The organism is Streptomyces sp. NPDC004435 (assembly GCF_042873895.1).
Classification (GTDB): domain Bacteria; phylum Actinomycetota; class Actinomycetes; order Streptomycetales; family Streptomycetaceae; genus Streptomyces.
The window spans coordinates 217,692-231,422 of sequence record NZ_JBIAMB010000017.1; the positions used below are offsets into that span (position 1 = coordinate 217,692).

16 protein-coding genes are annotated in these 13,731 nt (G+C 72.2%); 6 read left to right on the top strand and 10 right to left on the bottom strand.

Annotated features, from left to right (window positions below; translation table 11 throughout):
- Window positions 1-2: 2 nt before the first annotated feature.
- The 10 genes from ACFYT9_RS28470 to ACFYT9_RS28515 all read right to left on the bottom strand — a co-directional run bounded on the left by ACFYT9_RS28470 (window position 3) and on the right by ACFYT9_RS28515 (window position 9,086).
- Window positions 3-734, bottom strand: coding sequence for a glycosyltransferase family 2 protein (locus tag ACFYT9_RS28470; protein ID WP_389168529.1), 732 nt, complete (start codon window positions 732-734; stop codon window positions 3-5).
- Window positions 735-771: 37 nt separating this feature from the next.
- The gene (locus ACFYT9_RS28475; RefSeq protein ID WP_389168510.1) at window positions 772-1,359 is read right to left on the bottom strand and encodes a hypothetical protein; all 588 of its coding nucleotides are present in this window, start codon (window positions 1,357-1,359) and stop codon (window positions 772-774) included.
- A gap of 20 nt (window positions 1,360-1,379) precedes the next feature.
- Window positions 1,380-1,931, bottom strand: a complete 552-nt coding sequence (locus ACFYT9_RS28480) for a hypothetical protein (protein WP_388688839.1) — start codon at window positions 1,929-1,931, stop codon at window positions 1,380-1,382.
- Window positions 1,928-3,418: an ATP-binding protein gene (locus ACFYT9_RS28485; RefSeq protein WP_376394925.1), complete on the bottom strand. Its 1,491-nt coding sequence runs from the start codon at window positions 3,416-3,418 to the stop codon at window positions 1,928-1,930. The genes ACFYT9_RS28480 and ACFYT9_RS28485 overlap by 4 nt, the downstream gene beginning before the upstream one ends.
- A 22-nt stretch (window positions 3,419-3,440) precedes the next feature.
- Window positions 3,441-3,875: a DUF6238 family protein gene (locus ACFYT9_RS28490; RefSeq protein WP_376425026.1), complete on the bottom strand. Its 435-nt coding sequence runs from the start codon at window positions 3,873-3,875 to the stop codon at window positions 3,441-3,443.
- A 45-nt stretch (window positions 3,876-3,920) separates the two neighbouring features.
- The gene (locus ACFYT9_RS28495) at window positions 3,921-5,372 is read right to left on the bottom strand and encodes an SCO6880 family protein (RefSeq protein ID WP_376425027.1); all 1,452 of its coding nucleotides are present in this window, start codon (window positions 5,370-5,372) and stop codon (window positions 3,921-3,923) included.
- Between the two features lie 80 nt (window positions 5,373-5,452).
- Complete coding sequence (locus ACFYT9_RS28500; protein ID WP_389168513.1) at window positions 5,453-6,784, bottom strand: ATP-binding protein; 1,332 nt, start codon at window positions 6,782-6,784, stop codon at window positions 5,453-5,455.
- A 38-nt stretch (window positions 6,785-6,822) separates the two neighbouring features.
- A complete protein-coding gene (locus tag ACFYT9_RS28505) occupies window positions 6,823-7,503 on the bottom strand; it encodes a hypothetical protein (RefSeq protein ID WP_376425030.1) in 681 nt (226 codons plus the stop codon).
- Complete coding sequence (locus ACFYT9_RS28510; protein WP_389168531.1) at window positions 7,503-7,829, bottom strand: DUF6112 family protein; 327 nt, start codon at window positions 7,827-7,829, stop codon at window positions 7,503-7,505. The genes ACFYT9_RS28505 and ACFYT9_RS28510 overlap by 1 nt, the downstream gene beginning before the upstream one ends.
- A 147-nt stretch (window positions 7,830-7,976) precedes the next feature.
- On the bottom strand, window positions 7,977-9,086 hold the full coding sequence (locus tag ACFYT9_RS28515; protein WP_376425032.1) for a C40 family peptidase: 1,110 nt from the start codon (window positions 9,084-9,086) through the stop codon (window positions 7,977-7,979).
- A gap of 646 nt (window positions 9,087-9,732) precedes the next feature.
- Here ACFYT9_RS28515 and ACFYT9_RS28520 point away from each other — a divergent pair.
- From ACFYT9_RS28520 to ACFYT9_RS28545, 6 genes are all read left to right on the top strand, one after another.
- Window positions 9,733-10,488, top strand: coding sequence for a DNA-methyltransferase (locus ACFYT9_RS28520; protein ID WP_376425033.1), 756 nt, complete (start codon window positions 9,733-9,735; stop codon window positions 10,486-10,488).
- 107 nt (window positions 10,489-10,595) lie between these two features.
- A complete protein-coding gene (locus ACFYT9_RS28525; protein WP_376425035.1) occupies window positions 10,596-11,258 on the top strand; it encodes a DUF4913 domain-containing protein in 663 nt (220 codons plus the stop codon).
- Window positions 11,255-11,764 carry a hypothetical protein gene (locus ACFYT9_RS28530; RefSeq protein ID WP_376425037.1) on the top strand — a complete coding sequence of 170 codons (510 nt, stop codon included), beginning with the start codon at window positions 11,255-11,257 and terminating at the stop codon, window positions 11,762-11,764. The genes ACFYT9_RS28525 and ACFYT9_RS28530 overlap by 4 nt, the downstream gene beginning before the upstream one ends.
- Complete coding sequence (locus tag ACFYT9_RS28535; RefSeq protein ID WP_376425039.1) at window positions 11,761-12,417, top strand: DUF3631 domain-containing protein; 657 nt, start codon at window positions 11,761-11,763, stop codon at window positions 12,415-12,417. The genes ACFYT9_RS28530 and ACFYT9_RS28535 overlap by 4 nt, the downstream gene beginning before the upstream one ends.
- Complete coding sequence (locus tag ACFYT9_RS28540) at window positions 12,414-13,094, top strand: hypothetical protein (RefSeq protein ID WP_389168516.1); 681 nt, start codon at window positions 12,414-12,416, stop codon at window positions 13,092-13,094. The genes ACFYT9_RS28535 and ACFYT9_RS28540 overlap by 4 nt, the downstream gene beginning before the upstream one ends.
- Window positions 13,095-13,212: 118 nt before the next feature.
- Entirely contained in the window at window positions 13,213-13,557 is a 345-nt protein-coding gene (locus ACFYT9_RS28545; RefSeq protein ID WP_364294556.1) for an SH3 domain-containing protein, read from the top strand.
- The last annotated feature ends 174 nt before the right edge of the window (window positions 13,558-13,731 follow it).

Below are 13,731 nucleotides of genomic sequence, written 5' to 3' on the forward strand. Positions count from 1 at the left end.
GTTCACGCTGCCCGGGCGGCGACGAAGGCGTTGCGCAGGGCGTGGCCGTAGGCGTGGGCGTGCTGCCGGGCGGCGAGCTCCAGCTCGTCGTACTGCTCGCCCTGTGTCATCTGCCCTTCGTGCTTGCGGTACTTGTAGACGGGCAGGGGCAGCAGGACGCCGGGGGCCAGGTTGGTGACGCCGACGGCGGCCATGTAGTCCTCGCCCTGGACGAGGCCGCCCATGCCGCCGGCCGCGCGTACGAGGCGGGTGCGGGCCAGGATCGTCGTGGGCCCGATCGGGATGGTGTCCTGCGGGAGCGGCCAGTACGTGACCACGTCGCCGGCGGCGTGGAAACCGGGCGGGGTGGGGCACTCCCACACGCGGGTGGTGCCGTCCGGCAGCCAGTCCGCGCTGTACCCGGCAACCCACCCGAGGCGGTCGGTGACTGCGGCCAGCCGTACGCCCAGGCTCCAGTCGGGGAAGACGTCATCGTCGTCGGCCCAGTTCACGAACTCGGTGTTCACGAGGTTCAGGCCGAGGTTGCGGGCGCAGGCGGCGCCGACTGGACGGGGCAGGGGGAGAACCCGTACCCGCGGGTCGGCGGCGATCGGGGCAGGCACGTTTTCGGGCGGGGCGCCGTCGAGGACGAGCACGGCCTCCCACGGAACGGTCTGCCGGGAGAGGCTCGCGTGCATCTGCTCCAGGTAGAGCAGGCGGTCGGGGCGGAGCTGGGTGGCGATGACGACGGTGATCTGCGGGGCGGACAGGGATGGGCTCCTGGAGTCGGGGTCAGCGGGTGACGCGGGTCTTGGCCGGGGCCGGCAGGGGACTGGCGGGCGCGGCGACCTTCAGCGCGGGGCGGGCTGGCCGGACGGGTACGGGCTGGTCGCGGCCCCACAGCGACGGGGTTCCCTGGAAGCGTGTGAGCGGGGAGGTGTCCCAGCTGACGATGGGGCCTCCGCGGTCGTCCCAGGTCAGGGCGATGACCTCGATGCCGTGGTCGTGCAGGACGTAGCCCCATTCGAGGCCGCCGGCGTTGGCCTGCGTGATGGTGATGGGCTCGGCCGGCTCGCCCGACAGGGTGACGACGTCGTCGAGGGGGCGGCTGGGGAAGCGCTCCGCGTGCGGATCGATCTGGTTCAGCACGTGCTCGGGGGCGCCTTCCAGCAGGTCCATGCCGAGCCCCGACCAATCGTGCGGGGCGTCGACGAGATGGCGGCGAAGGGCTTCGAGGTCTCCGGCGAATCGATACTGCAGACCGCCGAGCAGCAGAGGGAGCTGGTTCTCGGGGTAGCCGTCGAAGTGGCAGTAACGGCCGGCGTACCGGCTTCCGGTCGAGGGGTCGGTGGGGCGAGCGATGAAGGAACGGGTCGACAAGTTCAGCCTTCGGAAGGGTGTTAGCGGCTGGGCTTAGGGCCGGAGGACGGCGCCTCGGGCGGGGCAGGCGGGAGGCCCGGTGCGGGCTTCGACCCCGGTTGTGTAGGAGCGGGGTCGTACGTCGCCCGGAGCGCGGCGAGGTCGGCTGCCTCGGCGTCCCAGAGCGTGGACATGAGGCGGTTGGCCGCCTCCATCACCTTCCGGGACGGGGAGTCGGCTTCTGACTTCCCATACCGGCCGTTCCAGTCGGCGATGTCTGACAGGACCTGGCCCATCGACTCCAGCACGGGCCTGCAGGCTTCGATCAGGTGTCTGGTGACCGCACTGACCTCGGCGATTGTCCGGGCCTCGTTGAGTGCGACGCGATATGCGGCGGTGTCGAGAGGGACAGGCGAGCCAGTCGGCAGAGGACGCTCGGCGAGGTACGCCTCGGCGTCACGACGAGCCCATCGCAGGAGGTCGCCCTCCGTCGCCATGCCGAAGTGCGCGGCGATGATCTGTTCGGTGCTACGACCGATGTTGTCGTAGTGCTCGTAATCGGGGTGCAGGGGAACTCCAGGAGAAGGGGTCAATGCATACGGGAATCGGTGTCGAAAAGGTCCAATTCGGCTGCATGTAGCTGATGTTGGACGACGAAGCTGCGTCCGGCGACCTTCCAGAGGCCGCGGCCCCGGCTGAGGTGGGACAGGGCTCCGGCTTCTACGGAGGTCAGGCCGAGGAGGCTGGAGGCGGCGGCGAGCTGGTCGGTCTCCTGGCGGTAGATCACGCGCGTGCTGCAGTCGGCGAGCAGGCCCTCGGCCAGGGCGCGGCTCTGGCTGCCGGCGTCGCCGGCGGAGAGCAGGTCGGACAGGCGGTGGATCACCATCAGGTTCGCGATGCCCAGGCCGCGGGAGAGCTTCCACTGGCCCTGCATGCGCATGAGGAGGGCAGGGTGGCGCAGCACGCGCCACGCCTCGTCGTAGACCACCCAGCGCCGTCCGCCGCCGGGGTCGGTGAGGGCGGCTTCCATCCACGCGGAGGCGCAGGTCATGGCGAGGACAAGCGCGGTGTCGTCGCTGCCGCCGAGGCGGGAGAGGTCGACGGTGAGCATCGGCCGGTAGGGGTCGAAGACCGTGGTCGACGGGGCGTCGAACATGCCCGCCAGGTCGCCGAAGACCAGGCGGCGCATGGCGTGGGCGAGGTCGCGGGCGGCATCTCCGAGGCGTCCGGAGAGCAGGCCGCCGGCCAGTTCGAGGCCGGGACCGTCGGCCAGGGCGTGGGCGACGTCGCCGAGGAGAGGCTCGCGGCTGGCGGCGGCGGCCCGGGCGACGGCGCTGTCGAGCGCGATGTCGAGGGCCGTGTGCTCCATGGGCAGCAGATCGCGGCCCAGGACGGTGCGGGCCAGGGAAGCAAGCAGGAGCAGACGGCGAGTGCGGACCTCTCCCGCCCATTCGGTCTGTGGGACCGAGGAGGGCCGGGGTGCGGCGTCGAGGGGGTTGAGGCGGCCGGGCAGGCCCGGGCCGAGCGCGATGGACTCGCCGCCCAAGGCCCGGGCGACGTCCGACCATTCGCCCTTGGGGTCACACGGGACGTAGACGCGGTAGCCGAAGGCGATGCTGCGCAGGGCCAGGCTCTTGGCCAGGGCGGACTTGCCCTGGCCGATCACCCCGGCGAGCAGCACGTTGGGGTTGGTGAAGCCCTCGACGCGCCCGTACAGGGAGAACGGGTCGAAGGTGAAGCTGCCTTCGGCGTGGAGGTCCTTGCCGATGTAGATGCCGTCGGCGCCCAGGCCGCCTTCGGCGAGGAAGGGGTAGGCGGCGCTGGCGACGGCGGTGGTCATGCGGTGGGCGGGGAGCTTGAGGCGGTTGCCGCGGGCGGAGGCGGGACCGGGACGTCCGGTGGGTGGGTAGAACGGCGCGGGGAAGGCTGCTTCCCCGGACTGCTGGTCGGGTCCGGTGCCGGCGGCGGTGCGGGCCCGGGCTTCTGCGCGGGCGGTCTGCTTGCGCAGAGCCCGGCGCTGGGCGCGGTCGATGCCATGCGGGGTGAACAGGGGAGTGGCGCTGGCGCGGCGGTGGGACAAGGGACGCTTCCAGTAGGACGGTTCAGGACGCGAGGTCGGCGGCGGTGGTCTTGCGCCGGATCGCGTGGACGGCGGCGAGGTGCCGCTGGCAGATGGTGAGGAAGGGCGGTCCCTCGGGAAGCCGGTCGGGCTGGCACTTCTCGTCCTCCGTGGCCGCAGGGACCAGGTGGAAGGCCGCGTGGACGGAGTCGGCGGCCTGCCACACGCGGGCGTGGGCCGTGGCCAGGTGACGTCCGGCTGCCGGGCGCTCGGGGCGGGTCTGCTCGGCGGCCTGGTCGATGAGGCGGTGCAGGGCGGTGAGGTGGGCGTGGAGCGCGTCGAGGTGGGGCCGGTCGCTGGGCTGGTCCTGGCCGGTCGCGCTCTGGGCGCGGGTGTGGTGGCGCAGCCCGGCGGTGGCGGCCCGCAGGTAGGGGTACGCGTCACCGTCGAAGGCGTCGCGGCGGTCATCAGGGGACATGGGCTTCTCGCGGGGAAGGAGGACGCCGTCGGGCGGCAGGGCGGGCTACAGGGTGCTGCGGGCGAGCGGGAGGGCCGCGGTGATGAAGGCATCGGCCTGCTGGTAGATCAGGCGCCGCAGGTCGACCTGGGCGTCGGCGGCGGCCGTCTCGATCTGGGTGCAGGCGGCGTCGAGGTCCTGGTCGGTGTCGGCGGAGACGGTGAGCAGTCCGGTGAGGGCGACGTCGGCGTGGCCGGAGATGAGCTGCTTCTCGCGGGTCTTCACGTCGGCGTACTCGACGCTGTCGGCTTCGGAGTCGACCTGTCCTCGGCGCTGGCGCTCGGAGGCGTCCGCGATGATCGCGGCCTTGCGGCGCTGGACGTCCCGCAGAGCGGAGTCGATGCCCTGGGGCGCGTAGATGAGGGAGAAGGTGCGGCGGACGCCGGCGCTGAACATCAGGCTGTGCAGGAAGCCCGGGCTCGTCTCGGTCCGCGGCCAGTTCTCGATCCAGAAGGTGGCGTGCCGGGCGCTGTCGGTGACCAGCCGGTCGGCCTCCTCGACCTGGGCGACCGGTCCGGCGGCGGCAGGGTCGGCCTCTGCCTGACCGGTGGCGGACCACTGCTGCAGGTGCGCGGTGGCGGCCGGGTCGTACGCGGTGCGCAGCACGGCGGCGATCTCCTGGGGCCCCAGCCATCCGGAGACGGTCAGGCCCGCGTTGCGGGCGGCCTGGGCGACTGAGGAGGTGGTCTGTTCCATAACGGTGAAGGCGCCGGCGAGGCCGCCGCCGGCCTGGCTGATCAGGCGCTTGGCGGCCTTCAGGTCCAGGGCGATGGCGAGGTACGCCTCGTGCGGGGCGGCGGCAGGTCCGGCCGAAGCGAGGAGTTCGGTGTAGATCTGGCCGGCGATCGGGGCATGGGGGTTGCCGTGCTCGGTCCAGTGCCGGGTGAGGCTGTCGCCGGAGTTCGGCACGGTCCGCTCCAGGACCTGCACAGTCGAGATGCGTCCGGTGCGGGCGATGCCGGCGAGAGCCCGGCCCCACGCGGATACGTTGGCGGTCTGGGTGGCCGGGTCGAGCAGTGCGAAGGCGCGGGAGCTGACGCGGGCGACGGCGGTCAGGGTCTGGTTGTGGGGGTCGTGGACGGCGGCGGCCCCGGAGTCGGCGGTGGCGACGCGCAGGGATGCGGCGGTGCCGGGCAGGTGCAGCAGCCCCTCCACTCGGGGCCGGGAGACGGGGCGGGCGCGCCACAGGGTCTGGCCGGTCCGTCGGCGGTGGGCGAAGCGGGCGACGAGCGGCGCCCAGTCGATCAGGGAGCGGCCGTCGCGCCGTACGCCGACCAGGACGGCGGTGGTGAGCCACAGCGGAGCCAGGACGACGGCGCCGAGCAGGCCCGCGGTCACCACGGTGGCCAGCAGCACGGCGAGGGTCGAGGAGACCAGGACGAGCTGGGGGAGGGTCAGACCGAGGAGGATGCCGCGGCGCGACCGGGTAGGGAATTTGACGGTGAGAACGGAGGACACGATCGCTTCCGGGAGGGAGGAGCCGGGGGCAGGGCGGGGAGGGTCCCCTGCCCCCGGCGGCGGGTGTACGGGAGGGGCGGCTACGGGCCCGGCGGCGGGCCGGCGGGCGCGGAGTCGCTGCTCGCGGCCCCGTGAGCGGGCGGCATCGCAGCCGAGCTGCTGCCGAACTCACCGCTCTGCTGCCCCGCGGGGGCCGCTTCGCTGCCGGCCCAGTTCCCGCTCCAGCTCGGAGGGGCGCCCTCCTGGCCGTCGGGCGTGCCGCCGCCCTGGGACTGAGGCGAGATCGTCTGCTGGAGCAGGTCCTGCAGACGGCTCTCCGAGTCGCCCTTGGAGCCTTCGCTCTGCATGCCAGTGCCGGTCGCGGGGTTGGCGGCGATGTCACCGGGGAACCCGCCGGCGCCAGCCTGGGCACCTCCTGCCGCGCCGGCTCCTGCGGCGGCGCCGCCAGTGCCGGCGGTCGCCGCTGCGGCTGCTGCCTTACGGCCGGCGTTCTCGGCGTGCTGGCGGGCCACTGAGGCTCCTGCGCCACCGGCGCGGTGGATGGATTCGCCGTCGGTGCCCTCGGACGCCCAGTGGACGAACTTGAAGACCATGTACGGGCACAGCAGCACGAGCAGCATGATCACCATGCCTGCCGCGACGTCCGCCAGGGCGGCGAGGCCGTCCTTGCTGTCGGCTTCGCCGAGCGCGGAGATGCCGAGGACGAAGACGATCGTCATCAGAAGCTTGGAGACGACGAGGGTGGCGGTGGCTTCGATCCAGCCGCGGCGCCACCGGCGGGCAACCTCCCAGCCGCCGCCCGCTCCCGCGAACACGGCCAAGGTGACGAGGATCAGGATGCCGACCTTCCGGACCATCATCACGCACCAGAACAGGAACGCTCCTGCGGCTGAGGCGAGCGCGGCGATGACCGCGACGAGCCAGCCCAGTCCGGCGACGGCACCGATGGCCGAGACCTTCACGATCCGGCGCACGGCGGAGGCGATGTCCGTGCCGGCCGCCGCGAACAGTCCGGCGGACAGCGCGTCGACGACTTCGATGGCCACGGTGGTGAAGGTGATCGCACAGAATGCGAAGAGAACGCCGCTCGCTGTTCCGGTGAGGGCCTGGACGAGGGCTTGGCCGTCTCGCTTGACGGCGGCTCTGACGAGCTGGGCGCAGAAGGTGGCGACCAGCACGATGAGGCCGATGGGCAAGATCGTCTCGTAGTTGTCGCGGAACCAGCTCGCGCCGAGGTCGATGGCGGTGGTGCGGTCGATGGCCTTGGCAGCCAGGTCGGCCGCCGCGGCGGCGAGGTCACCGGCGCTCTGCACCATCCAGTTCCCGATCGCGCCGACGGGATCGGAGGCGAACTCGATCGCGTCGCCGATGTCGCAGATCGAACCGGCGACGGGCAGGTCACAGAAGCCCACGTCGGGCGTCCTTTCGGGTCAGGAAGTACGGGAGAGGGCTACGGGGCGACGCGCGGGGCGACGGCGACCAGGCGGCAGTCCGCGCTGGGCCGGCACTGGACGGCCAGGGTGATCTGGCGGTCCTCGGCTCCCGACCCGCCCCCGGTCCAGGCCAGCTGGGTCTTGCCGCGCACGGTGACGGCGTAGATGTACGCCTCGGTGATCGCGGCGGGATCGTCGGCGATGGCCTGCTTGAAGGCACTGGGGAAGTGCGCCTCGGAGACGGCTGCGGTGGCGTGCTGGCCGTTGTCCCTCAGCCGCGACCACAGCACCGGGTCGGGGATCTGGGCCTGCACGGAGTCCCAGTCCGCGTAGGCGGATTCGGACGTCATCCAGGACTTCATCCCGGCGAGCTGCTCGGCGTGGCTGGTGGTCCGGGCGTCGAAGGACCACAGCATCACCGCGCTGGCCCGGGCGAAGACGAGCGGGTCAGAGACCGGAGGCGGCCCTGCCACCGGCGCTGCCGATTCGCCGTCCGGAGGAGGAGCCGAACCGGCGGCGCCGGCAGGGGGCGAGGTCGTGGCGTGCGGCTGTGGCGAGGCGTCGGCCGTCTTACTGCTGCCGGTCCACCAGGCGACCACGCCGGCCACGAGCAGCAGCATGATCAGTGCGCCGGCGGCGATGACGATCCGTCGTGATGGCCTCCAGCCGACACGAGGGGAGAGGGAACGTTTCCCCATTACTGGACCTGGGACCCGAGGGCGGAGAAGAAGGCCACAATGCCGTTGGCGGCGCCGAGCCCGAGGGCGGCGCCGGCGGCGACCACGGCGCCCTTCTTGCCGTTGGCCTCGGCCTGGTGGCCGCCGGTGTGGTGACCCCAGGCCCACACGCCGAGGCTGACGGCGAGCGCGCCGACCACGGCCACGATGCCGAACAAATTGATGCTGTTCACGACGGTGCGCAGGACTTCGAGGCCCGGCAGACCGCCGCCCTTCGGGGAAACGCCGGGATCGAAGGCGAGCAGGAGACGGTCGTACGGGAGGGCGGTGAGGGTGGCGGGGGAGATGGTGGTGCGCTCCTTGTGAGGGCAGGGCTCAGCGGCCCGTGCCGGGGAACGGGAGAAGAAGGAAGGAGAGGGGGAGAAGCGCTCGGCGGCGCGAAGGTGGCCCGGCCCGCCCGGCGCCTCGAAAGGGCTGGCCGGGCGGGGCCGGTGTCAGAGGACCCGGCGCGCGCTGTGGGCGGCGTAGTCCGCGAGGGTGCTGAACCGGACGTTGCGGCCGGTGCGCGGGGCCTCGATGACGAGCCCGTGGCCCGCGTACAGACCGACGTGCTCAGGGGCGGCCTTGGTCCCGCGGCTGAACAGCAGATCGCCCGGGCGGAGCTGGGTGAGGGAGACGGCTCGCCCTTCGTGCGCCTGGGTCTGGGAGACCCGGGTGAGAGCGATGCCGGCGGCCTTGTACGACTGCTGGGTCAGGGAGCTGCAGTCGCAGCGCTTAAGGGCGTCTTGGCCGTGCGCGTCCGTGCAGGACCCGCCCCACTGATACGGCGTACCGAGCTGGTGCATGGCCCAGTCGAGAGCGGTCTTCGCGCGAGGATCGGCGTCCGCGGGGATCGTGTATCCCTTCGGGACCGTGCCTTCGGGGATCGGACCGGTGGCGGCACCGCCGGTCTGCGGCTCGCACGAGTCGGCCGGCCGCTGGGCCGGTGTTCCGCCTGCGGAACCGTCGGGCGCGTGGAGTGCGGTCATCAGCGCCTGCTGCAGGGCGCGGGCGAGAGGCTCCCACTGGGCGTAGGCGTCCGGGAAGCCGGAGCGCTGTACCGCCTGCGCGGCCTGGGTGATGGTCATCTGCTGCCAGCCGGAGACCTTCAGCAGGCCCTCGTAGAACTTCCTGCTGGCGTAGGTGGGGTCGCGGATCTGAGCGGGAGTTCCCCAGCCCTGGCTCGGGCGCTGCTGGAACAGACCGAGCGAATCGCGGTCGCCGTACGACAAGTTGCGCAGCCGGGACTCCTGGATCGCGGTGGCCAGCGCGACGACCTGGCCGCGTTCGGGAACGCCGAGGTCGATGCCGGTGGCGACGATGGTGCGGGCGTGCGGGATCTGTTCATCGGGCAGTTCGAGGCCCTCGATACGCGAGCCCTTGGCTTCGGACCCACCGAGAACGGCGGCGACCTGCTTCTGTACAGCGGCGGCGTCGACCGGGGCGGTGGTGCAGGACGGCACCGTCACGGCCGAGGATCCGCCGGCGGCGGCGACAACGGCCGTGCCGGCGAGGAGAAGAGGGGGAAGGCAGAGCGCGCCGATCGCGGCGGCGGTGCCCTTCACTCGCGGGCGGTCTCCGGACGGCGGTCAGCGAAGCGGTCGCATGGGGAGGGGGAGGGGCGGGACAGGAACACGGCGAGTCCTTCGGGGAGGGCTCCGGCCGCACGGTGCGCGAGAGGAAGGGCCGTGCGGCCGGAGCGGTGGTGCGGAAGCGGGCTGGCCGGGGTGCGTGTTGGCTCACGCACCCCGTCAGGCGGGGGTGTTACGGGCGGAACATCAGCGGGACCTCCATGGAGCGGGGAGGGAAGGCGAGGAGTTCGGGCGGGGTCAGCAGGGGCGGTACATGACGGCCTCCGTCTCAGGTCGGTGGTGCTGGGGAGGAAAGGGCGAACAGGGCGGCGCGGAGCGCGTGCGGGGTCACGGACGGAACACGAGGGCCTCCTGGGCAGGAGTGGGGAGAGGGAGAGGGCGCCATCAGCGGTGTCCGCCGGGCAATGACAAGACAGTAAACCCGGATCCCCGGTCACCGAAATCGCCAGCCGGAATCGGAGCGCTTTTTCTGGCTCTTCGGCGGTGATGCTTCTCAACCGGGGATCGTGCCCTAGAGTTTCGGCCTCCCCCCTTTGCGCCCGGTCGAACTCGGCTTCTTCCGCCGGGCCTGCCATCAGGGGACCCTCCTTCCGTTTCTCCTCCGAATTGGGGCACCCTCATGTCTTTTTCCCTGCACCACGGTGACGCGCTGAGCGTCCTGTCGACCCTGCCCGACGGCTGTGCCGACTCCGTCATCACCGACCCGCCGTACAACTCGGGTGGCCGGACCGCGCAGGAGCGCACGAGCCGTTCGGCCCGGCAGAAGTACGTCTCCGCGGACGCCAAGCACGTCCTGCCGGACTTCACGGGCGAGAACATGGACCAGCGCAGTTACACGCTCTGGCTGACGCAGATCATGACCGAGGCGCACCGGGCCACGAAGACCGGCGGGACGGCGCTGCTGTTCACCGACTGGCGCCAGCTCCCGGCGACCACAGATGCCCTCCAGGCTGCCGGCTGGCTGTGGCTGGGTGTCCTGAGCTGGCACAAGCCGCAGGCCAGGCCCCAGAAGGGCAAGTTCCGGCAGGACTGCGAGTTCATCGTCTGGGGAGCGAAGGGCCGGGTCAACGCCGCCGCGAACCCCGTCTACCTGCCCGGCCTCTACAGCGCCTCGCAGCCCTCGGGCAAGGATCGCAAGCACATCACCCAGAAGCCCGTCTCGGTGATGCGCGAGCTGGTCAAGATCGCCCCGCCCGGCGGCACGGTCCTGGACTTCTGCGCCGGATCCGGCTCCACCGGCGTGGCCGCTCTGCTCGAAGGACGGCAGTTCATCGGCATCGAGAAGACCGAGGAGTACGCGTCCGTCGCCACCGAGCGCCTGTCGGAGACCCTGCGAGAGACCGCATCCCAGGAGGACTTCGTCCTCGGCGCCTGAGCGGCAGGGCGCAATATAGCGGCCGATCCCCGGTTTCCGAAACCGGGGATTCTCCGGACCATCGGAGCCACTGAGTCAACGGCTTCGGCTGCAAGGAGATCCTTTTCGTGTCCGAATTCACCGAGTCCCCCGACGGCGGGGAATTGGAGCCCGTCCGTGTTCCGGAGCCGGACCTCGAATCGATTGAGGTGTCCGTCCGGAAACTCCTCGATCGCTCGGCCGAACAAGCGCGGGTCATCGACCGTCTCGCCGCCGCCCCGCCGGCCGATCCGCGGTCGGCGGGCATGCCGTTCGCCGGCTTCCCCGGCATGCCGGCCTTCACCCCGCCACCGGACCCCAAGCCGATCCTGGAGCTGGAAGGCAACGAGTTCGAGGACGAGCTGGCAGTGTTGAGCGACTGGGTCGACGACGTCCTGATGGACGTCTACGGCGCCGAGATCACCACCGCCGCTCCCTGGTGCCCCGAGTGGCAGGAGCACCTCGACGTCGTGGCGTGGCTGCACGCCTTGTGGATGGCCTACCAGCAGCACAAGGAGCCGGACGCCGGCGCGTCCGGGATGTTCGTCTGGCACCGCGACTTCCTCACCCACGCCATGGCCCACGTCCGCTCACCCGGCGGGCCGCTCAGCGCCTGCCAGACGGACCCGGAGCGTCCCGAGCATCGGCTCCTCCGTGGTCCCGGCCCGTCGACCAGGACCCTCGCCCGCGATGCCCGATCGCGGCAGGAGAACGGTGACGCGCCCTCGACCGAAGCCGGCCCCGCGTCATGACGGCTGACCCCCGCCCTGCCTACGGGCTGTCGTTCAACCCCGGCGCCCTCACGGACCTGCGTGCCCTGCCGCAGGACATCCGGGACCGGGCACTCGACCTGATCGAGGGCGTCGTCCGGGCCCGGATCACCGGCCCTGAACTCGCCTACGAGCTGCGCGAGTACCGCAAGCTCTACCTCGGCGCCGGCGCCGAATGGCGGATCGTCTACCGCCTGCAGAAGGCCCCGCCCAGCTCTCAGCACACCGTCGAGGCGCACATCGTCGCCGTCCGGCCCCGCGCCCGGCACGAGGTGTACGACGTCGTCCGCGCCCGCGTGAACCGGCCGCGCCCACCCGCGGGCCCTCGTGTCCACGCGGCCCGCACCATCCCGCCTCAGCTGCAGAGCAACGCTCCGCAGCCTGCGGCCAGGGCCGCCACGACTGCTTCGCCGGCGCCGCCGTGGCGACCGGCGGACCTGTTCACCTCGCCCACGCACCACAACGACCCCAAAGGACCTCAGCGTTGACCACCCGAAGCCCGTTCCTCCGCCTCCTTGGCGCCCTCCTGGACGACGACCTCACGGGCGCCCGCACGCCCGAGCCGAACCCGCACCATCAGGCACTCCTGGACGCGAAGGCACGCCAGGACGACCTCGAACGTGAACTGCTCGACATAGTCAACGGGCCGAGGCCGGTCACCGAAGGTGAGGTCGACGACGAGATCGAGGACATCGCGGCCATCCTCAAGGATCTGATCGCAGCAGGGCGGGAGGTGGACCGCCTGCTGGGCGACGACACCTGCTCGGCACCGGCCGCACCGGTCGAGACCGACCCGGGCGGGGCCGCCCTTCAGATGGACCCGTGCTGCTTCCCTCGTCGTCCTCTCGGCGGAGAGTGCATCGCGGCTGCCTGTCTGGCCGTCTTCTCCGCGTACGGCTCCCCGGACGCCCTGGCCTCCGCTGACCTCGTCGACGGACTTCGGACTTTGCCGGGTGTGGCCGAGGGCCGCTGGCCGTACGCGTCCCTCACACAGGCCAGGCTGGCCACGCTGCTTCGCCCGTACGAGGTCTCCAGCCGCGACATCACCCTCCCCGACGGCCGACGCCGCAAGTCCTACCGGCGCACGGCCCTCCTCGCCGTCCTCTGCTCGGACTGCGCAGGCTTCTGGCAGACCCGGTGACAGCTGCGCCCCGCACCACGGCCCCGACAGCCCTGGACGGGCCGATCGAGCAAGCCGTCGGAGACCTGTCCGGCCTGCATCACGATCACCACGCCGGGCTGCTCTCGGAAGACCGCACCGCCCTGGCGTCCGCACACCGCGACCTCGGGGTCGCCGAGACCGCGGTCGCCTACCACCGCAACGTGCTGATGCAGCTGTCCTCCGGCGCGCACGTCGTCGACGACGCCCTGCTCGACCGGATGCGGCGGACCCTACGGGACCTCGCCCAGGCCGTTGACGACCGGGACGAGAAGCAACTCCGTGCCGCTGCTGCCCTGGAGAGGGTCCGAGCCTCCGCCCCGCCTACGCCCGCGATCAGCGCCGAACTCACCGCGCACGACCTGGCCGCCCTGCTCTCGCTCGCCGCCGGCGGAACCGTCCGCGAGCACCTGCACACCCACCGGGTCTCCGTGCGGACGCCCCAGGGCCGTCTCGTGGACTACATGGCCTTCCAGCGCCTCGAACACCACGGCCTCGTCGCGAGAGACACCTCCCGCGACCTGATCGTCGGCCAGCCCGCCACCCTCACCGACGCCGGCCGCTCCACCCTCGTCGGCTCCCGCCACCCCGCACAACAGCAGCCTGCCGCGCCCGTACGTCCCGCCGGTGCCTGGCCAGTTCCGGCGCGCAGCCGCTGAATCACCGCCCGCCGCCCAACGGCGGACGGCCCCGAGGCCACCAGCCTCGCCGCCGGCGGACGCTCTGCCCGCCCGGCAGCCCCGCCTTCCCTCCACAGAACCCTCAGGGAGTTTTTCCGTGCGTTTCACCCGTGCTGCCCTGTGCGCCGTCGCCCTCGCCACCGCCGCCGTCCCGGTCGCAGCCTCCGCGGCCACCGCCGCGACCACCACAGCCCCTGCGGCCACGCCGCTCGTCCGTGCCTGCGACCTCCCTGGTCCGTGGACCATCGGCACCAGCGCCGTCAAGATCCGCAAGAGCCCCACGACCAGCTCCACCGCCGTGGGCGTCCTCTACAAGGGCCACCGCTTCACCGTCCACTCCTCCCGCAGCGGCTGGCACTACATCACCGACCTCACCACCGGCGTGAAGGGCTGGGTCTCCGGCACCTACGTCTACCGCGACGTCCGCATGTGCCTCGACTGATCCGCCAACCGGGCGCTGCCCGACCTTCCGGCCGCCCCCGTCCGGCACCCGCGTGACTCGTGGGGGGGCGGGGGGGGGGGGGGGGCGGGGGGGGGGGGGCCCCGCGGGGGGGCGGCGGCCCCCCCGGGGGGGGGCCCCGCCCCCCGCGGGGGGCCCGCCCCCCCCCCCGCCGAG

Excerpts from the sequence above, each read along its gene's own strand:
- ACFYT9_RS28490 (WP_376425026.1), bottom strand. The coding sequence starts at position 3,875 with ATGTCCCCTGATGACCGCCGCGACGCCTTCGACGGTGACGCGTACCCC.
- ACFYT9_RS28505 (WP_376425030.1), bottom strand. The coding sequence starts at position 7,503 with ATGGGGAAACGTTCCCTCTCCCCTCGTGTCGGCTGGAGGCCATCACGA.
- ACFYT9_RS28520 (WP_376425033.1), top strand. The coding sequence starts at position 9,733 with ATGTCTTTTTCCCTGCACCACGGTGACGCGCTGAGCGTCCTGTCGACC.
- ACFYT9_RS28530 (WP_376425037.1), top strand. The coding sequence starts at position 11,255 with ATGACGGCTGACCCCCGCCCTGCCTACGGGCTGTCGTTCAACCCCGGC.